Genomic DNA, 19,146 nt, shown 5'->3' with positions numbered 1-19,146 from the left:
TGGGCTCCCTCAGGATCATAAAAAGAAAAATCGACCGACTATGTTAACCGCAGTCGCCACCAGGCTTCAATCTTAAGCTGGCGTTGACAGGGAGTTAGGGCCTGCTCACATAAGCATTGGTACAAGAGGTTTAGCCTGCTTCAGCCGTATAAGTTGCGCCATCTATATCTCTGCGCTGTACAGAAGATGGCTTGCAATGCAGCGTCTTTCAGCATCTTCCTGAGCCTTTACCCGTATGTTGCTTTGTGGCGAAACTGCGCCTGGCACTTTAAATCCCCGGCGCATTTTTGGTGGAAGCCGGTTGACTGTCAAGCGCAACACTGGCGCCGGTAAATGGGACAATCGGCGCCGTTATAGGCTAGGGCTGCATAGCGGCTATGGCTGGTTAATTGATAGGGCTTGGTTTTCGGGCCGGGCAAATACTTTGGCACAGAAGCTTGACTCTGGAGCTTACTCCAAGCTTTACACTCCTTGGCAATAACAAACGGCCCGGATAGTCACATTTGAGTTCCGAGGCATCATTTGAGCCATAGCATGAGGCACAGTTATGAGTCATTCCTGTTGTGATCCCAAACCCACGCCCGAGCCTGTAAAGGCGGGGGCTAAGGACCCGGCAAATTGCACAGCAAGTTGTACAGATGGTCACATAGTCAGTAACGCTGTCAGTCATTCCAACGAGCATTCTGGCTGTCATTCGGCTTGTTGCCATGATCATCATGAGTCCCATCAAGCCGACTCCGCTGCCGAAGTCAACACTGCCAGGCTTGCTCAAGGTGAGCAGCATCAGTGGCAAATACTGGGTATGGACTGTGCCAGCTGTGCCCGTAAAGTCGAAACTGCGGTTTCCAGGGTGAGCGGCGTTTGCAGCACCAGGGTGGTATTTGCCACCGAAAAGCTGCTGGTGGAACTGACGCCCGGCGTTTCGCCCCAAGGCATAGTCGATGCTGTGCATGCGGCCGGCTTTAAGCTTAAGCAGCAGGCCCAGGCAGGTAAGGAAGGCCCAAAACCCGGCCCGGCGAGCCGGCTTGGCAAATACTGGCAACCCAAATACTGGCAACCTTTGTCACTGGCACTGTTAATGCTGCTGGCGGCTCTGGCGCCTGCGAGTATCAGCACCAGTCTGTTCACTCTGGCTACAGTTTGGGGGCTGCTGCCTATTGCCCGCAAGGCTTGGGCCCTTATTCGCAGCGGCACCCCTTTTGCCATTGAAACCCTGATGACAGTTGCCGCCATAGGTGCCTTGTTGCTGGGCGAAACGGCCGAGGCGGCTATGGTGTTGCTCCTGTTTATGCTCGGTGAGCAGCTCGAATCGTTTGCGGCCGGCCGCGCTCGCGCCGGAGTCAGCGCCTTGATGGCATTGGTGCCGGATAAGGCATTGAGGTTGCAAGATGGCCAGAGGCAAGAGGTGGCCGCCTCAGAGCTGCGTCCGGGCGACATCATAGAAGTTGCGCCTGGAGCTCGCCTGCCGGCCGATGCCGAACTGCTCGATGCCTCGGCGGCATTTGATGAAAGTGCCCTGACAGGAGAATCTATCCCGGTAGAAAGGGTTAAGGGCGAACGGGTCGCCGCCGGCTGCCTGGCAGCCGACAGGCTGGTGAAGATGAAGGTTGTCTCCGAGCCCGGCAGCAACGCCATAGACCGCATCCTGCATTTGATTGAAGAGGCCGAAGGGCAAAGAGCACCGATAGAGAGATTCATCGACAAGTTCAGTCGCTGGTACACACCAGCCATCATGTTGCTGGCCTTGTTGACTGTGCTGTTGCCACCTCTGCTGTACGCCGAGCCTTGGGAGCAATGGATCTACCGTGGTTTGACACTGTTGTTGATAGGTTGCCCCTGCGCCTTGGTAATTTCGACGCCGGCGGCGGTAACCTCTGCGCTGGCGGCCGCAACCCGTCAGGGAGCCTTGATTAAGGGCGGCGCGGCATTGGAAGCACTGGCACATGTTGATACCGTCGCCTTCGATAAGACGGGTACCCTCACAGAAGGTAAACCTGAAGTTACCTTGGTGGAGAGCCTCACAGAGCAGGATGCGACCAAGTGGCTCAGGGTGGCCGCCGCCATTGAATTGGGCTCACATCACCCCCTGGCACAGGCGATAGTCAATCATGCCAAAGCGCAGCAGCTGGAACTGCCAGGCGCAGAAGCTATTCGGGCTTTACCCGGTATGGGCGTTGAAGGGCGGGTCGATTCGCAAAAATGGCGACTGTTGGCCCCTTCAAGGTTGCCAAGCTTAGCTCCTGAGTTGCTGCAACGCGTCACAGAACTGGAGCAGCAGGGGCAAACCTTGGTCGTACTGTGTGATGCCGAGCAGGAGCCACTTCGTCCTGTGGCCATCATTGCCCTCAGGGATCAGCTGCGCGTCGAGGCCGCCGAAGCCATAGCCAAACTACGCCATCTCGGTATCGACAGCGTAATGCTGACAGGTGACAACCCAAGAACCGCCAAGGCGATTGCCGAGGAGCTGACCATCGACTGGCGCGCCGGGCTGCTGCCGGAAGATAAAGTTTCTGAGGTGGCGGCATTGGCCGAGCGCCGCAATGTTGCCATGACGGGAGATGGTATCAATGATGCCCCGGCAATGAAGCGAGCCCGTATCGGTATTGCCATGGGCGGCGGAACCGATGCCGCGCTGGAAACCGCCGATGCGGCCCTGACCCACAATCAGTTGGGAGGGGTGGCGGCAATGATCCACTTGGCCAGGGCAACCCTGAGCAATATCCGCCAGAACATAGCCTTGGCGCTGGGGCTGAAGGCGATTTTTCTGGTGACCAGCTTACTGGGGATCACCGGCCTCTGGCTGGCGGTGATGGCCGATACGGGCGCAACTGTGTTGGTAACTGCCAACGCCTTGAGACTGCTTAGAAAGCGCTACTGAAATGTATTGGTGTTGATAACAATAAAAAAGAGGAAGGTACCTTAGACCTTAACACCTTCCTCTTTCAAACGGACTCAGGTTATGCCTTGGAGCATGCCATTAGTGTATAGAGCTTGCCCTCAAAGGTATTGCTGCTGGGCCACACTGCAATGCCTACCCGCTGAATCTTGTTGAAGCCACACTCGTTTAACAGCTGCAGATATCCCTCATCTTGCCAAGCCTGCATCCGGCTGCCGAATCGCGTCACCTTGCCGTTTTCTTCAATCACCCAAAACAGTGTGGAACTGGTTTGGAGTGCCTCGTCCCAAGCATGCTCCGTCAGTAGCAGGTGGGGAGCATCGAGAAATAGGCCCTGTGAATGCCTTTGCCAGCTTGGCTCTGCCTGTCCCTGTCGTTTGACTTCATCAAAGCTGTGAACTTCCACAAGTAGTTTGCCATTCGGCATCAGCCAGTTTGCACAATCCTTGAGTAAACTCTTGGCATCCGCTGCGCTGAAAACATTCAGCTCACCGAAGGTCATCATGATGAAGTCAAACTTCTTGGTCGGCCGGTAGCTTCTGACATCCAGCAGTTGATAGTCGATATCCAGTCCAGCCGTCTGCGCTTGTTGTTGGGCGTAGGTTATAGAGGCTGGTGAGAAGTCGACGCCGGTGCAGCAAAAGCCGCGTTTTGCCAGCAATTGAGTGTAAAAGCCGGGGCCACAACCCAGATCCAGCACTTTTGCGCCAGGAGCCAGTTGGCTGCAGAGCCAATCTACCTGGCGCTCAATCACCGCCAGTTTTCTACTGGCCCAATCGTGCTCCTGGGAGAGGTGGTTTTCCAGCATTCGCTGGCTGAAATCGGCATCATTCCAGGGAATTTTGCTTTCGTTCGGCAACAGCCTTATTGGCAAATGCTGGCTGATTAGCTTATTGATATTCATACATTTCCTTGCTTTTCTAAAGCTTACTTGTGTATGCAGCCTGTCATTTTGGTAAAGTTGAACCACTGGCCGTTTTCGGCGGCCATCATCTCGCGATCCCGTACGGCATAAGGGTTGTCGCATGCCAACCACTCCTGCCATGCCTGGGTGCACTGCCCGCTCTCTTCGCACAGCTCCAACTGTAAAAATGCGCTCTGTTGCCAGAGTTGCATCCACCAGTCGACGGTGAAAAAGTTCATCCCGGGCTGCCACCAGGGGGCCAGCTCAGGGGCAACACTTTGCTGCAGTGGAAAAGGCTTTTTCAGCCCGGGTACCACTATGGCGACCTGGCCGCCCGGCTTGATGAAAGGGGCGAGGTGGGTGTCAAAAAATGCTGAACTGGCACCAAAGTAGTGGTAGGCATCGATGGACAAGACAGCATCGAAACTGTTTTCTGCAAATGGGGCATGTCCCGGCCGCATCTGGGTTACGTCAAAGTTCACTGCCGTGATCCTGTCTTCCAGGCCTGCAGCCTTGAATCTTGCCTGGTTGTCTTCGGCCGCTATCCAAAGATCCATTGCGGGACTTCGAGGTTGAAGGCCTTCGCCAGATAGATGGAGGTCATGCCTGTGCCACAGGCCAAGTCCAGCACCCGCATCCCTGGTTGCAATTGCAGTGACCGGCAGACTTCTTCGGCCAGCAGCAGGGCGTTGGGGCCCATCATGTTGCTGTTGATATAGTCACGGGAAAATAGTGTATTCATCTTTCTTTCCTCAACGGTTGTCCAGTTGGGCGCGCACATTGTGCAAGCCGGCCGTGGTTATGCGATAGGGCTGACCTTTGACAGATTTGATCAGTTTTTTGACTTTGAGTTTTTTGAAAATGGCGAGGGTACAGTCGCAAAGAACAAGCCCTTCGCGGCTATAACATTCAACGGCTGTGACGCGACCTGAAGTGTCGCGGAAATAACAAATGCGTCCGCCTTTGGCGAGGACGTGCAGGGTACGTTGTTCCTGACGGGATATATTCATACTGGAAAAACTCGATAATCATCATGAGCAAAACATGCGGGCACTTGTCAGTGTCCACCTTTGATTTACGCGCATTGATAATCAGACCGGCCTTGAAAGGTCAGTTAACTGATTATCTGATGATTACAATCTCCAGCATCAATGCCTCAATGAGAGTTGAAAGTAGCTTTACCGCTCAATTTTTACCACTAAGGATGTTAGATGTAAATCAGCCGGTTGGGGAACTGTGATTTTAGGCTGTTGTTTGTGCATTTGACTCTTGTTTTCAGTTGATTGGACTGTGAATAAAGCTCAAAGGCGTTTGGCCCGTCTGCTTTTTAAAAAACGCAATGAAGGCGCTGTCGGAAGAAAACGCCAGATTGTGGGCCACTTCACTGACAGATCTGGCGCCGGATAGGAGTTCGATGGCCTTCAAAAGGCGCCACTGTTGGCGCCATTGCTGATAAGTCATACCGGTTTCAGCCTTGAATAACCGGGTGACTGTCTTGGTGCTGGCGCCGACACTGCCGGCAAGTCGGCCTATATCAGGCGCGAGAAACTCTTCCTTGATAAGCTGCTGGCGGAATCGGCGAAACCTGCGATCCCGTGGCAGTGGCAGCTGAAATGAATGTTTCTTGGCGGCATAAAACTCTTCCCAAAATAACGCACTGCTATTGGCCATATTCTGCTCCGGCGTGTCCCAAGGCCACAGTGCCATTTTGTCTATCAAGGCTTTCAAGAGGGCGTTGACTTCTATCATGCGAAGCTCAGCCGGAGTGTTGAACCTGGCACAATCAAAATACAAAGAGCGATAGGCCACCACATTGGTCATTACCGCGCGGTGCGAAATACCGGGCGGGATCCACACGGCTTTGGTGGGTGGCAAGATGCAGATGGCATTCTCCAATGCAAAGCTCATGCAGCCGTGGGGGGCATAAAGCAGTTGCCCTTTATGGTGTTGGTGCATGCCCGAATCGTGCTGGCCAACATCGGCCGCTATGCCGATAACACTGGCTGGAAAGGTATCCGCATCGAACTCAGTTTCCTGCTCAATAATCGCCATGATGTCCCTATTTTGATGTTTCTTATCTTTATGTTGTTAACGTGCCATTTCATCAAGAGTATACACTGCGCGCCGACTTGGAAAGCGCGGATCAAGCTTGGATGCAAGGCATGGTTCGCAGCTTGCTTGATTGTGATAAGGATAAGAGATGAAAACCAAACCTTCGCTATGGTTGATGCTGGCGCTACTGATGTTCCCGCAAATAGTGGAAACCATTTACAGCCCGGCCCTGGGGGCGATTTCGCAGACATTTGCCGTGTCCTACCCTCAGGCGGCGCAAACCCTATCGGTTTATTTTTTGGCTTTCGCTTTGGGCGTGGCAGTGTGGGGCATAGTGGCCGACAGTTGCGGCCGTCGCCCGACCATGTTGCTGGGACTCTTTATCTATGGCGTCGCAGCCTGGGTGGCCATGTCAACAACCAGCTTCGCGGTGCTGATGGCCGCCAGAGCCAGCAGCGCTTTTGGTATTGCTGTCGGCTCAATCGTCACTCAAACCATGCTGCGTGACGCCTTCAGCGGCGAAGAGTTGGCGAAAGTGTTCAGTGTGATGGGACTTGGGATTGCCATCAGCCCTGTTATCGGCATGTTTTCCGGTGGCCAATTGGTCAAGGTGGGTGGTCATCATGCGGTGTTTTTGGCTTTGTTTATTATGGCCTTGGGTTTATTCGCCTATTGTTTTATCAGGTTGCCGGAAACCCAAACCAGCAGGCAGAATTTGCAACTGGTCGCCTTGAGTAAACGTATGCTCGGTGACAGGCAAATCTGGCAATCTGCACTCTTGGTTACTGCCTATAACGTTGCCCTGTTTTCTTACTACCAACTCGGTGGATTCAATTTTGCCAGGCTTGGGTTCACGCCGGAACAGTTCGGTTACAGCGGCTTAATCCTTGGCCTGGGCTCACTGGTCGGCAGCTACAGTAATAAACGCTTGATCTCCAAGGGAGTCTCTCAAGGCAAACTCCTGCAAGGCGCTGCTCTATTGCTGCTTATGGGAGCCATAGGGGTACAACTCTCGCTGAACTCCATCGGGTTTCTGGCGCCTATGCTACTCGTGGTTATGGCATTCGGAATAGCTATCCCCAATGTGCTCAGCATGGCTTTGGCTCAGTACCGACAGCAGGCCGGCAGCGCCGGTGCCCTGTTCGGCTTGATGTACTACTTACTCATCGGCAGTGGCCTGGCTCTGGCAGGCGCGGTGCAGCACTTGGGATGGGTACTGTTAGCCTGCGGCAGCATGGCGCTGTTGGTAAGCCGGGTTCGCTGATGAGTTTGCCGCAGTTGGCTATAGTTCAATGCAGAGTTTGCGCTATTAGGCCCAGTCTCCGGTCTTAGTGTTCATTTGCGGCGACCAGCTATTAGGTAGGATCTAGAAATGACAAAGCCCCTTATTGAAGGGGCTTTTTGGAATGGGGCTTGCTGAATTTTGAACGTTTTTAACAGCGCGGAATATCACTCCACGTTCTGGATCTGATTATGGAGTTTGGCTTTGTAATCAAGTTATATCAGTGCTTTAGTGGCTGCATAGTTTTTATTTGCTCGGGTTTGTAACCGTTTTAGTAACCACTTTGCTGATGGCTTGCGTTGCTTTGATGTACTTACATTTGGATGATGGTGATATGGGAGAGTGATAGCGACTTCGTTATCACTCTCTTAATTTCGGCTTAATTTACACCTAATGCTTTATACACAGCATCTACCGGATCGGCATAGAAGCTGATCTGGAATTTCGAGAACACTTCTGCTGGCACAGTTGGGATATCTGATGCAGAAGCCATCGGCAGTAGCACTCGTTTCGCGCCGCTGTCCATTGCAAGTTGCAGCGAGCCTGCTAAGTCTTCCACCGGATTCACCACTCCACCCAATGTCATATCCCCCAAGGCCACCATCTGCTCCTGCAGAGGTTTACCTAGCAAGATCGAGCAAAAGGCAATAAGCGCCGCCAGGCTGGTCTTCGTGCTGGGGCCAGAGTTGTGTAGTTCAACTACATGCAAGTGGTATTCATGGTCAGAGAATTTGGCGCTGGCACTTACACGGTTGAGGTTGCCCTTGAAGTAATCAAAACCTACCCGAATAGCTTCTTTGGCTGGCGTGTTGGAACCAAGACCCGAAGTAGAGTGCTTACCATTTCCTGGTGTCATCTGGGTTTCAAAGCGATACAAGCCTAACTGGCCGGCGGTGCCCTTGGTTACCATATGTACCACCCCAGGCTTGCCTAACCCTTCAGGGATCAGTTTACTACCGCCTTGCTCAGGTACATTGACGAAGAACTCTTCGAAGGTTTCATTATCCAAGTAACTGAAATGCACATCAAAGAATTCCATGCCACCAAGCTTTTTCAACTGCTCTTTTACCCGGCGGCGAGTTTCCAGCGCATAGGTCAGACAGGCTCTAACATCTTCTTTGGTGTACTTGGCATCTGGATGCAGCAGCTTTAGCAGGCCAGATGCTGTTCTCCTGACCGCAATTACATCACGCTGATTGAGGTTATTGCCCAGCTTAAAGTAACGGTCAATGGCATCGGCAAAACTACGCTTGCGCATCTCGCGCATGTATTCAGCTAGATAGTCTGTAATGAGGCCGTAACTATTGGTAAAAAATTCCGGCCGCATTTTAGGAATTTCCCAGCCGGGAATATAGGCATGGAAGCGGTCAAAAAAGGCAGTGTCTATCATGGCATCTGGGAACGGTGCCAACAGATGGCTGGTCTTCACCAAGGTTTCGACGCTCTGGTTAATGTTACCTACGAACACCATGGACGCTTTGGCTTCGATGGAATCACGGCCACGGGCGAAAGAGCCAGACGCCATGTAATCCTTCATGATCTGCACGCCATCTTTGTCTTTAAAGTTAATGCCGGCTACTTCGTCAAAGGCTACCACATCCCACATGCCCACCAGCCCTACCTGGCGCGAACTCATGTTGTAAAACAAGTTGGCAACCGTAGTTTGGCCGCCGGATACGAGTAGCGAGTTTGGCGAACACTCTTTATATACGTGGCTCTTACCTGTGCCCCGTGGGCCAAGTTCGCAGACGTTGTAGTTGTTTTCAACAAACGGGATCATCCGTGTCAGCAGGTGCCACTTGGTGCGGTGTTCAAGGTTGGTAGGTTCCATCCCCACAGAGCGCAGCAGCACATCCATCCACTGATCGGTTGAAAACTCCGCACGGGCGCTAAACAGCTCATCCATGTCCATAGATGGCATCTGGATAGGCTTGAGGTTTGCCACCGAAAATGGCGAAATTTTCTGACCCTCTTCAAAAAAGTAATTCAGGGTCACGATGCACCAAATACCACCAGTCAGTAGCTTTTCGTTCTGCTTAACGATACTTGGCGGAATAATGGCGTCTTTAATCCCCAGGTTGGAAAGTTCAGCCTCATAGACATCTTTCTTCTGGTTCAAACGTACGCCAACCTTATCAATTACCTTAAAACTACCGCGTTCTCGAATAAGCGATTTCACCTTTTCGGCTTCATCGGGGCGCACATAGTTTTCGGCCAGCACTTTTTTAACGTTTTCCATGCCCTCACGTACTACCTCGGAATCGTCCGAAGCGCAGTACATGCCGAGCAGATACTCGAGCACGTATACAGGCACGTTGGCGCCTTCTTTAAGTTGTTTGGTCAGGTCTTTACGAACCACTTTGCCCTTAAAGAAGCGGTTAAGGCGGGCATCCAAATCGGCGGCGTTAAGCTCGGCAATTTCGTCACTGCTGGTTTTGGCTGGTGGAAGTGCAGGATTTTCATCATGTTGTACAGACTCAGTGCATGGTACTGCGCCTGTATATACATCCATCTGCTGGATAACGACATTGTTGGTCACTTGGGTTACAGATGTTGGTTCCTTTGATTCGGCTTTGCCCAAGAACTCGCCGCTGTCATGTTGATGATCATTAGTAGACATGAAATTCACCCTGTCGGCTTGCAAGGTCCATTTTACAGGACATTGCCATTGTTATTCATTTTTTAGTTAGCTAATTAAAACAGTGGTTCGTGCACCACTACCGTGCAGCCGTCACTAGCTGATTAAAAACCAAAGTCATTATTAAAGGCCAAATCAATGGTGACCGGATAACGGGTAAGTTCTATGCCTTCTTCGTCATCGGTCAGGACCAGTTGATAGTGTGCCTTGCGGTCATACTGCTCGGCCGTGAGTTTAAGCCGGATGTCTTGCGCCCGTTCATCAAGGCTATTGGAGGAGGATTCAAAAGTCGCCCGCTCAATTGCAGATACACTTTGACCCGCATCATCCAATATGCAGAAACGTACACTACGTCCCTTAAACTTATCGCCCACTGCATCTGTTTGCAAAAAACGAATTTTATCAATGACATTAACCAGCTTGATAGGTTGGTGAGCAGGCACCACGCCGACTTTTTGCTTCTCATTTAGCTGCTGTTTTTTCCCGCGAAGCTCTTGTACTTCAAGTATGGGAACGCAAATCTCCTGCAGCATAGCGCCGCCATGCACAAAACGGGCTCCGCCCACAAAATGGAATCGACTAACGCCTTTGGGTAGCCAGCATTCCATGTCGGTTGTTCCTCCGAGTATTTGAGCCAGGTGGCCATGCCATACCTCGTTATTTTCAGGCAAGTTACGGCCGAGCAAATAACGCTTTTTAGCAATCACAGTCCCGGAAGGTTCGTGTAAAAGACTCGATTTCACCCCAAGATCGGGATTAGCCTGCTGGAATAAAAATCCATGGTCGGCGGTGACCAGTACCTTAGTTACCCCAAAGCCGTTGATGACTTTGTTGATGAGTGTGTGAAGCTCTTGAATTGCTTTACGAGCCGCAACAAAGGTTTGGTGTTCTGTAGCCGCTTTATCGCCGTAGGCATCAATCACATCATGGTAGATGTAAATAACGGTCGCATCATCAACGACCTCATTGGCCTGTGCTCGAGTCCAACTCAGCAGATCTTTGGCCGATATTGCCAATCCGCCAACGGATTGCAGAATGGCGCTGCGGTTGGCAAGACCTGCACTGCTTTTGCCATCCACCAGCACAGTCGCACCATCGGTGGAAAAATCCAGTTGCTTATGGGGCAGTAATGCCGCCATTCCCAATTGGGTATAGCTTGGCAGCACGCTCACCTGGCTTTTGAGCTGAGCGGAAAAACGCTTGGCCAGATTAATCTCAGTCTGCAGTTCTTTAGCCACTTCATAACGCAGCGCATCGCTGATAATTACAAACTGGCGCCGCACGCCACTCTGTGCAAGGCGTGGCCTGACGTTAAGATCGTAAAACTGTTCCTGTCCTGGTACGCCAAACTGCCAGTTATCCAGTTTGTGCTCTTTGGCAAGCAAGCCATCCCAGGCGAGGCCCAATTGGTACAGATACCAGCTTACATAAAGGTCTTCGATGGCCGAATCAAGGTTGGTAAGAATTTCTACGGTTTGTCCCTGTAAAGCTTCTACTGCCTCATTGAACAGACGGTAAGAGGCGTCAAACTGATACAGTTCTTTTTCGTAGGCCAGATACATGGCCTGTGCTGTGGAGTAGTGGAATCCATCGGGGAAACACTTACGCAGCTCAAAGAGCTGTTCAGCATGGTTTAGTGCCAGATATAAATGATTATATTTGGAGGTAGTACGTGCCCAGTACATCTGCCGACGACGTGATAGCAACATGGCAAAATCAGCGCGTGAGAATGCCAGTCTGCCTGCCTGCAGATCATTAACCAGCACACGAATGATCATCTGCTCTATTGTTTCAAAGGTTTCCACTGCCAGTAACTGCTGTGGCTCCAGCTCACGTAAGCGATTATCAAGCTCAAGCTGGCTTGAAATACGGGCTGAAAGTACCCGATAGTCTTCGCTGTAACGGCTTGAGTCCCGCCACAGGCCCAGTAGATGCATAGCATTGACGCGCCCCGATGGATTTGCCAGCAGTTGCCCCTTCATCCACTGGGGTCTGGCACCATCCATCAGTTCATAACACTCGCTCACCATCATGCGGCGCAGCAAATCGTTAAGGGTCGGCTTAGGTGCATCGTCGCCATTGCCGTTGTGACCATTGCCGTTCTGATTAGAATGGCTATCGCTTTCGGGCAGCAGGTAATCAAACTGCTCCGCCATCAGTGCCCAAAAGCTGGTTAGCACCCCATGCTTTTCAAGCAGTGCCAGCTCTTTTTGAATGGCGCTGTCATCCTCATCCACCATCAGGCTGCCCAGCGTCATCAGCATGTCGGGATAATTTGCTTTGCTACCCAGCAGTACACTGATGATTTTCATGTCCAGTGTCAGCGCCGTTTCCTGGCCACTGCGGCCATCAATGCGGGCTTTGAGGGTTTTCAGCCTCTCCTGGCTGGCAAAAAAGCCTTGCCGCGCCGCAATGTGCTCACGCAGCGACATATCATGCAGCCCAAGTTCGTTGAGGATGATGGAGGCAGCATCAGCATAAAAAGTTTCGCTGTAACAGCGCATATCCAGCAGCCAGTCCTGCGCCGCTATCGGCTCGGCGCTTGGCCAGTACAGCAAAAATGCCTGCGCTGGTTCGTGCAAATCAATGCGGCAGCGCACCTCAAGTTGCGACTCATTGGCCATATTGAGTATGCATACAGGTTTATCCTGATGCCACAACGACAGTTGTGGCACCACATGGGTAAAGCTTTGATCCGGGTCATGCCAAAATACAATCCGGCTTTCGGAGAATTTTTTGTTAAGACCCTGTTCTAACTGAGAAATGTCCATAATGGCCCAAAAAATCTAAAAGTAGCAGCGCGAAATAATTAGTTCGTTATTCCCGTTGCATCCAATTATCACATAGATGCAGATATATCGCGCTGTCAGTCGCCTTTACCGCCTGTGATAGCCTTAACGTCACTGAGCAGGCTACCGAACTTGCCATAGTTCACCTTTACGCCATCATCCAAATCCAGTTGTATACGCATATCTGCGTGGTGCTTGAGTTCATCATCAAAGGCGCGCAGTTCACTTAGCTGCTTGGTCAGCTTGTCGATTTCTTTCCCCAAACGTTTGGCATCGGCAGTGCTGGCCTCAGTTTGCTCCATACGCTTACGCTCGATGCGGCTCGCCATCTGGCCCAGCAGCGGCGTCACATACTCGGTGCGCATCCGTGGCAGGGTGGACTCATTATAACGGTGCAGGTACACCAGGCACTCGAAGGCCTTTTCCTTGCCGGAGCTGAACAGCCAATAAATCGGCCGCTTCTTGTAGGTTTTAAGATGATCTTTATAGAACTGGCTCGAGAGATAACGGCGAATAGTCTCGCGGGCAGTCTCGCCGCCTTTTTTAACCGGTTTGATGGCATACAGGCAGAGGCTGTCGGCGATAAAGTTAAGGTTCTCCTCCAGCTGCGCCTTGCCCCAGACGGTCGCGACAAACTCTTCGATGCGCGCCGCCACATCATCTTCAAACCAGTTCTCAGAGGTTAAGGGCAAGATGCCATCGTCGTCGGCGGAGAAAGTCGAATAGGCGCCCTTATCCACCAGTGCCTTAAAACCTTCGTTACCGGCATGGGCGTACACCAGGCCTTCGCGGTCCAGCGAATAGCGACCCATCATGCAGCCAATGGCGTAGGAGATGAGTTCCGCAATGGTGTCCGACTGCAAGCGCGCCTCGCGCTCTTCGTCGGTAAGGTTGCCGCCATAGCGGTAGTGCGGGTTGCAGGTCAGGGTGATTTCGCTTAACGGTACCTCGGGCGTCAGTTCATCCTGCAGGCCGTATGCTTCGATGAAGATACGGTTGTTTTCTTGCTCCAGCCGCTGCATCTCTAGCGTCATCTTCCGCCAGTGTGTACGAATATTCTGGAAGGTGGCTTTCACTGACGGCTGGCGGTAGTCGGGATTCAGTAGCGGCATGCTGGTAAAGTCCCAGGATGTTTCAAAGGAGTCCCAGTCGTTTTTGCCGAGAGATATCAGCCGCTTAACATTGGCATCTAAATTCTGTTTGTTATTTTCAGGGGGCTGAAACGGAACGCGTGCCATATCACCGACCTGAAACGTTGTAGTTGGATTGAGAATTTGCATAAATCCAAGCATTAGTTTGCTATTCATCAATCCGATTACTCGTTTCAGCATACTCCTTGCTGGAAAACCTGAAGAGCCTTTAACGTCAAAAATGAAGCCATTGGGCGCGTGTCTAGCGGCAAATGAGTTCGTCGTTATGTCAGCCCATGTGATCCCCTCTTTGAAGTAGTACTCTGTATTTTGAGGTCTGGATCGTACTTTGCCATTCTCATCTGTAAAATTACGGATGCGGATTCCGTCATCTTTCCAGTCAACGACATATTCACAATTCCCGTACCATTTACGCCAGTCGCCACCCTTGTTGTATGGGAACCACTTTAATCCTGTCTCTCTTGCTTCATCACGTGAGGAGAGCCCAAAGCCAATCTCTTTTAGAGAGACTTCGTGCCACGCCCTCATAAATGTGTCATTCGATCCGGTTTGCAAACCAACTCTAGGCTTTACGACTTCGCCAAATAATGGAGCGTGGGCAAAGACTTGGCGAATAGTATCACTTACCCAGTAGGCGATAGGGCTGCCCGGTATTTTCTTGAAATCTTCTGTTGAGGCGAGTAAGGGATTTGAGCGTCCCTCTCTAAGGCTTGTATCTTTCTCCGCTTCACTTCTTCCATCAGTAAGTTTCAAAAAATAGCCTTTGAATTTAGTATCTCTTGAGTTGGCTATTACAAACGCAGTTGTCGAGACGACCTCTCCGCCAATGCTGTCAAAGGCTCTTGCGCCCAAATGGGCCATGGAAACAATTGTAGATTTGTGGAGAATTTCGGTGCGCAAAGTCTCGAACGAGGATAGAAACATCCAACTTTGCATAGTTATCATGGCAACTGAACCTCGCTTGTTAGCCAGATCCAAATTGCGTTCGATAAACATCGCAAATAGGTCTGATTTGCTGTTTGGGAACTGCTTTTTAGCAAACTCTTTCAGATCAGCATTCATGCCCTTACTGCCCATATAAGGCGGGTTGGCAATGACCGCATCATAGCGTTTAGCGAGAATGCTGGCCTGATGTAGCAGCCCCAGCAGTGCGCGGGCGGCGGGCTTTTGCTGGGTATCGCCGCTGCCTGTTAAGCGCTGCAAAGTAGCGAGCAGGTCATCAATGGCCTCGGCCTTATCGGCTGGCACCTCAATCAGGGAGCCTAAGGTTTTGGCATCGATAAAGCGCTGCTGTAAATCGGTAAGCAGTTGTAGGCGGTTATCGTTGGCTGCAATGGTTTGAGGCGCAGCTGCAAACAGGTCTTGTACCTGGCCTCGGTTCCAGTCGGCGTTGAGGTTAAGGGCTTGCCACAGCTTGCTGATATTGAGCGAGCGGCTTTCCTGCAGGGCATAAATGTTTAGTTTAAGCTCGCGGGAAAAGAGTCTGCGGTCATCCTGACGGGCGCGCATCAACAGGGCAAAACCGGCGAGCTGCGCGGCGCGGTCGTCAATGTCGAGCCCATAGAGGTTATGGCCGAGAATGAGCAGCGGAATATCGCGGCTGCGGTAGCCGCGCTCTTCGTAAATGTGATAGAGGATGTTATAGGCTTCCACCAAGATGTGGCCGGAGCCGCAGGCCGGATCCAGTACCGTGATGGACTCGGGCTCAATGCTGGTGGGGGTTAAGCGGGCAAGTTCGCTCAGCACCTCATCCGGCTGCTGCCCCGGCGCCACATAGTAGGGCATGTCTGCGGCGAGCGGCGAATCTGGGTAGGTTTGCAGCCAATAGCGCCCAACCGAGTTTTGCACCAGATACTGCACAATCCAGTTGGGGGTAAACAGCTGGGTGGCAGCCGGAATATCGGCGGATTTCACCACCTTGCCGATGACCTCATCCTTTTTGTCGCTGATGTAAAACTGATACAGCCAACCTATGACCTCAACCTGCTCCCAATCAGCCTCGGGAATACCATCCACCAGCTCACGCCAGAAGGCATCGGTACGGGTAAGGCCGGTGGGCAGCAGCAGCTCGGTTTCATCGTCGATGGCTTCAAACAAAAATGGCATCGCCTGATGCAGGCGGTGGCACTGACCGAGCAGTAATTCGCGGTACAGCGCCTCTTGCTGATTACCGGCCAGTAAGAGCTCGAGTAACTCAGATTTGTCGAGGCTGATGCCCTCAGCCATTAATGAATCAATCACCTCGGTGGCGCGGTCAAGCACCTCAAAGCCCTGGGGCTGGGTGGGGTGAGACAGAATACGCACGCCGTGCTCGAGGTAGGCATCGTCGCTTTTCAGCTCCATAAAGCGGATGGCACAAAAGCGATTAAACCAGGTGTAAGCCACCTGCTCTATCAGCGCCTCAAAGCCTTCATCGGCTATGCGTTGGGTTAGGTGCTTGAGCGGTGCGCTGTAGTGGGCAGGATGGGTATATCCTGCTACCTGGAGTACATCACCACTGACGTTTGGTGGGGTGATGCTGGTGGCGCTTAGGCCAAACTCGGCAGCACGGGCGCGAATGGCTCGGATAAAAGCACTGCGGGCACGGGGTGCGACTTTTTTAAGGTTGTTGGTGTTCATAATTGATCCGGGAAATGCTTCGTTGTGTCTAGTGCAAACGCGCTATCAGCTGATGGCAAAAATCAGAATAACGCCTGCTGCATGTGTAACCGCGCTGCCAGGTATGCCAATGCCGAGATGAAGAGTGTGCTTGCTGCAACCGTGGAAATCAGCCAGCTACGGGCACGTTTTTGCCAGCCTGCTTCATTGCGCTCCATATCGCTACGCAGTTGCGCAAGTGCTTCTGTATAGGCTTGCAATTGCTCCTGGTGAGCATCCGCTGTTTTTACGAGTTGCTGATGTTGCTGAGTGGTTGAGGCAGACAGGGAACTCAAGGCCGCTTGCTGTACATCCAGCGCCTGGGTCCAATCCGTTTGCTGCTGAATCATTGCCACTTGCCAACGTGTGTCATGCTCAGCTAAAGCGCTCTGCTGTCTGAGCTCGGCCTGTTGAAGTGCTTGCTGGAGTTGGGCCTCCGTAGCAGCCATAGACTGATAGATGTTTGTTTTAATATGGTCTATTTCATCGAGAGATATTTTCATTGCATTGGCAACTTCACGCTCATGGGCATCAAGCTCACTCTCGACCTGAGACCTGAGCTCAGACTGCTCTAACAACATTTTCTCAACGCTTTGCGCATGCTCCTGCTGTAACAATCGATGTGATTGGTGTATCTCAATAATTTGCTGGTCCACACTGGACAGCAGCTCATCTTTGGTATGCTTGACCTCATTGGCTATATGAATCAGCTGTTTAGCACCTTCTTGGGTGAGACCTTTCAGCTCAAAATATTCATTTACCAGTTGTTCGAGTTTCGCATTCTGCTCTGATAACTCCTGCTGCTGCCGTTGGATATGATCCGAGCTTTCGGCAAGCTGTTGAGTCTGCTCATGAATAAGCTCTTGTTGGATTGCCAAGTCTTCCTGTTGGGTAGCCAATTGCTTAGATTGAGCAACGCTCAATACCATCAACTGGCCAAGCCTTTTTGAAAAGCTGGCTTGCAACTCGACAGCATCAAGTTTTGCATTTTCCAGCTCGCTTTTATTCCACCAACGGCTTAAAAAATTTCGACTTTCATGTCGGGCCCTGGCCGACTTGATGTCATCCAACTTCTGATAGTCAGATGAAAAATCTTGCAATAATCCTTTCATATCCACTGCTTGCAGAATGTCTTCAGGTATTGCTACATTGGCCATCGATTTGACGAACTTGTTGACTTGCGTTCCCATTACACACTCCATCCCTTGATATTCATGCTTTCCATAAGCGCATCCAGCTCTTGTTGCTGGTCTTGGTATTGACGTTTTTTTACACTAAGTTCCTGCAAGAGTTGCTTCCTGCTGGTTAATTCTTTTTCGTATGATTGGCTTATAACTGAAAAATCTTCAGTAACTTCGCCCAATAACAATTCTATATTGAGATAGGTTCCTGCAACATCCTGGTAAATAGACGAGTTTTTGAATTGAGCCTCCAGTAAGTCAGCCATATGTAAAACATTACTGTGTAGCTCATCCAGATGCGCTTCTTGGGCTTGTAGTAATTCCGTGCCTTTTTCAGCAAGCTTGTCGAACAGGCTATCCAGACCATAAATAATCAGTGCGGTAATAACCCCTGTTAATATCCCTGCAATTGCAGGGGAAAGAATATCTGCCAGTGGAGCCAGCAAGGGCACAGAGAGAACAAAGGCTTTGATCGACTCTTCAAACAGCATACCCAAAGCCATAGTAACCACTCCGGCTATTATTTTGGTTACCTGACGACAGACTTCATCAAAACTCATGTTCTCTGGTGGGTAGACAACCATTTTGATAGCCTCCCACAGTCCCTTTATGCCTTCGCGGATGATGGTGACCACCTTGGCAGAAGTTGTCACCACTGAGTTGATGACAAACGTAAGCAGGTTGCTGACAAAGCCTTGAACGCCTCCTTGAATCGCGGCATCCAACGCACTGGCCAGTTTACTCACGACTCTGCTCGCGACTCTTCTAAATGCAGCAATAAGTCTGTCAATCAACCCGGGCTCTCTAAATGTGGATGTTAAAGATTTGAATTCTAGAAAAGATCCATTGACGAACTCATAGAGCAGCACCCCTAGCGCTTGCCTTAACGCATTCTTTCCGGCTTCTTTAGCACCAGTCATGGCAAGCTCACTGCCCTGTTTTTTGATCTGCGCGGCAAGTAGGTCCCGCTCGATCGCGCGATCTGAGTTTTTTACAGTTTCGTCGAACACCTCTTTGTCAATTCCAAAGGATTCGGCGTTAGTTTTACCCTTATCGGCTTTGCGTTCCTGTGCTGCCCATTCACGCTTATCCTTATCTTGCATTGACTGATTGATTCGCCCCTCAGCGGCTACAAGGTTCGCATCTTGATTGGCCATTTCAACCCGCTGCTCTTTCGTCATAAACAAGTTGGCACCAGAGTCCATTTCAATGGTTTTGGCAGCACGAACGTGATCCAAGTGAGTTTGACCATCCCTTGTTAACTCCTTGCCGGTGTAGGCACTGACCGGAGCGTCCTCTTGCTTGAACATTTCCTTACGTTTAGCGGGAAGATCTCTATCGTAGGCATCTCTATCAAAATTTTCTGACCGCTTTTCAGTTAGCTCATCAAATTTAGCCCTATCTTGCTCAGTTGCCGTGATCCCTTGTTCAAAATTATGCAAAGTAGTCACGTTGCCACCGGTTTTATCATCGAACATCGCCGGAGTTAACCCAAAGGGACCGATAAGCTGCTGAAGTACTTGTTGTTGGCAGCTAGCCATAAGCTCGCTTAATCGCTGTTCCTTCAATGCGGCTTTGGTTTGAGTAACTTGTTGAGTCTGCTTCATGTGTCGTTC

The 19,146-nt window shown here is 51.2% G+C and carries 12 protein-coding genes; 2 read left to right on the top strand and 10 right to left on the bottom strand.

What is annotated here, in order from left to right:
- The first annotated feature begins 547 nt into the window (after window positions 1-547).
- Entirely contained in the window at window positions 548-2,878 is a 2,331-nt protein-coding gene (locus tag ACMHXI_RS11540; protein ID WP_413734978.1) for a zinc/cadmium/mercury/lead-transporting ATPase, read from the top strand.
- Between the two features lie 79 nt (window positions 2,879-2,957).
- Here ACMHXI_RS11540 and ACMHXI_RS11535 read toward each other — a convergent pair whose 3' ends face one another.
- The 5 genes from ACMHXI_RS11535 to ACMHXI_RS11515 form a co-directional block, all read right to left on the bottom strand.
- Window positions 2,958-3,800, bottom strand: coding sequence for a class I SAM-dependent methyltransferase (locus ACMHXI_RS11535; protein WP_413734976.1), 843 nt, complete (start codon window positions 3,798-3,800; stop codon window positions 2,958-2,960).
- 23 nt (window positions 3,801-3,823) lie between these two features.
- Window positions 3,824-4,357, bottom strand: coding sequence for an SAM-dependent methyltransferase (locus ACMHXI_RS11530; protein WP_413734974.1), 534 nt, complete (start codon window positions 4,355-4,357; stop codon window positions 3,824-3,826).
- Window positions 4,342-4,542, bottom strand: a complete 201-nt coding sequence (locus tag ACMHXI_RS11525) for an SAM-dependent methyltransferase (protein ID WP_413734973.1) — start codon at window positions 4,540-4,542, stop codon at window positions 4,342-4,344. Before ACMHXI_RS11525 ends, ACMHXI_RS11530 begins: the two co-directional genes overlap by 16 nt.
- Before the next feature lie 10 nt (window positions 4,543-4,552).
- Window positions 4,553-4,810, bottom strand: a complete 258-nt coding sequence (locus ACMHXI_RS11520) for a YjhX family toxin (RefSeq protein WP_117200218.1) — start codon at window positions 4,808-4,810, stop codon at window positions 4,553-4,555.
- A 265-nt stretch (window positions 4,811-5,075) separates the two neighbouring features.
- The gene (locus ACMHXI_RS11515) at window positions 5,076-5,852 is read right to left on the bottom strand and encodes an AraC family transcriptional regulator (protein ID WP_117200219.1); all 777 of its coding nucleotides are present in this window, start codon (window positions 5,850-5,852) and stop codon (window positions 5,076-5,078) included.
- A gap of 148 nt (window positions 5,853-6,000) precedes the next feature.
- Here ACMHXI_RS11515 and ACMHXI_RS11510 point away from each other — a divergent pair, with 148 nt between their 5' ends.
- Entirely contained in the window at window positions 6,001-7,116 is a 1,116-nt protein-coding gene (locus ACMHXI_RS11510) for a multidrug effflux MFS transporter (RefSeq protein WP_117200220.1), read from the top strand.
- 397 nt (window positions 7,117-7,513) lie between these two features.
- Here ACMHXI_RS11510 and brxL read toward each other — a convergent pair whose 3' ends face one another.
- The 5 genes from brxL to ACMHXI_RS11485 form a co-directional block, all read right to left on the bottom strand.
- Window positions 7,514-9,754 (bottom strand): protease Lon-related BREX system protein BrxL, encoded by a 2,241-nt coding sequence (brxL, locus tag ACMHXI_RS11505; RefSeq protein WP_413734970.1) that lies wholly within the window; start codon window positions 9,752-9,754, stop codon window positions 7,514-7,516.
- A 122-nt stretch (window positions 9,755-9,876) separates the two neighbouring features.
- A complete protein-coding gene (pglZ, locus tag ACMHXI_RS11500) occupies window positions 9,877-12,543 on the bottom strand; it encodes a BREX-1 system phosphatase PglZ type A (RefSeq protein ID WP_413734968.1) in 2,667 nt (888 codons plus the stop codon).
- A gap of 95 nt (window positions 12,544-12,638) precedes the next feature.
- Window positions 12,639-16,331 carry a BREX-1 system adenine-specific DNA-methyltransferase PglX gene (gene pglX / locus ACMHXI_RS11495; RefSeq protein ID WP_413734966.1) on the bottom strand — a complete coding sequence of 1,231 codons (3,693 nt, stop codon included), beginning with the start codon at window positions 16,329-16,331 and terminating at the stop codon, window positions 12,639-12,641.
- Window positions 16,332-16,393: 62 nt separating this feature from the next.
- Window positions 16,394-17,539 carry a hypothetical protein gene (locus ACMHXI_RS11490; protein ID WP_208184384.1) on the bottom strand — a complete coding sequence of 382 codons (1,146 nt, stop codon included), beginning with the start codon at window positions 17,537-17,539 and terminating at the stop codon, window positions 16,394-16,396.
- Window positions 17,539-19,137 carry a hypothetical protein gene (locus tag ACMHXI_RS11485; RefSeq protein ID WP_208184385.1) on the bottom strand — a complete coding sequence of 533 codons (1,599 nt, stop codon included), beginning with the start codon at window positions 19,135-19,137 and terminating at the stop codon, window positions 17,539-17,541. The genes ACMHXI_RS11490 and ACMHXI_RS11485 overlap by 1 nt, the downstream gene beginning before the upstream one ends.
- Between the last annotated feature and the right edge of the window lie 9 nt (window positions 19,138-19,146).

Origin of the sequence: Shewanella sp. BJSY2023SW005, assembly GCF_047314585.1 — a bacterium.
Classification (GTDB): domain Bacteria; phylum Pseudomonadota; class Gammaproteobacteria; order Enterobacterales; family Shewanellaceae; genus Shewanella; species Shewanella algae.
The sequence above is the reverse complement of the archived record's forward strand: the minus strand, read 5'-3'. Positions and strand labels throughout refer to the sequence as shown.

Excerpts from the sequence above, each read along its gene's own strand:
- ACMHXI_RS11530 (WP_413734974.1), bottom strand. The coding sequence starts at position 4,357 with ATGGATCTTTGGATAGCGGCCGAAGACAACCAGGCAAGATTCAAGGCT.
- ACMHXI_RS11540 (WP_413734978.1), top strand. The coding sequence starts at position 548 with ATGAGTCATTCCTGTTGTGATCCCAAACCCACGCCCGAGCCTGTAAAG.
- ACMHXI_RS11510 (WP_117200220.1), top strand. The coding sequence starts at position 6,001 with ATGAAAACCAAACCTTCGCTATGGTTGATGCTGGCGCTACTGATGTTC.
- ACMHXI_RS11520 (WP_117200218.1), bottom strand. The coding sequence starts at position 4,810 with ATGAATATATCCCGTCAGGAACAACGTACCCTGCACGTCCTCGCCAAA.
- ACMHXI_RS11525 (WP_413734973.1), bottom strand. The coding sequence starts at position 4,542 with ATGAATACACTATTTTCCCGTGACTATATCAACAGCAACATGATGGGC.
- ACMHXI_RS11535 (WP_413734976.1), bottom strand. The coding sequence starts at position 3,800 with ATGAATATCAATAAGCTAATCAGCCAGCATTTGCCAATAAGGCTGTTG.
- ACMHXI_RS11490 (WP_208184384.1), bottom strand. The coding sequence starts at position 17,539 with ATGGGAACGCAAGTCAACAAGTTCGTCAAATCGATGGCCAATGTAGCA.
- pglX (WP_413734966.1), bottom strand. The coding sequence starts at position 16,331 with ATGAACACCAACAACCTTAAAAAAGTCGCACCCCGTGCCCGCAGTGCT.
- brxL (WP_413734970.1), bottom strand. The coding sequence starts at position 9,754 with ATGTCTACTAATGATCATCAACATGACAGCGGCGAGTTCTTGGGCAAA.
- pglZ (WP_413734968.1), bottom strand. The coding sequence starts at position 12,543 with ATGGACATTTCTCAGTTAGAACAGGGTCTTAACAAAAAATTCTCCGAA.
- ACMHXI_RS11485 (WP_208184385.1), bottom strand. The coding sequence starts at position 19,137 with ATGAAGCAGACTCAACAAGTTACTCAAACCAAAGCCGCATTGAAGGAA.
- ACMHXI_RS11515 (WP_117200219.1), bottom strand. The coding sequence starts at position 5,852 with ATGGCGATTATTGAGCAGGAAACTGAGTTCGATGCGGATACCTTTCCA.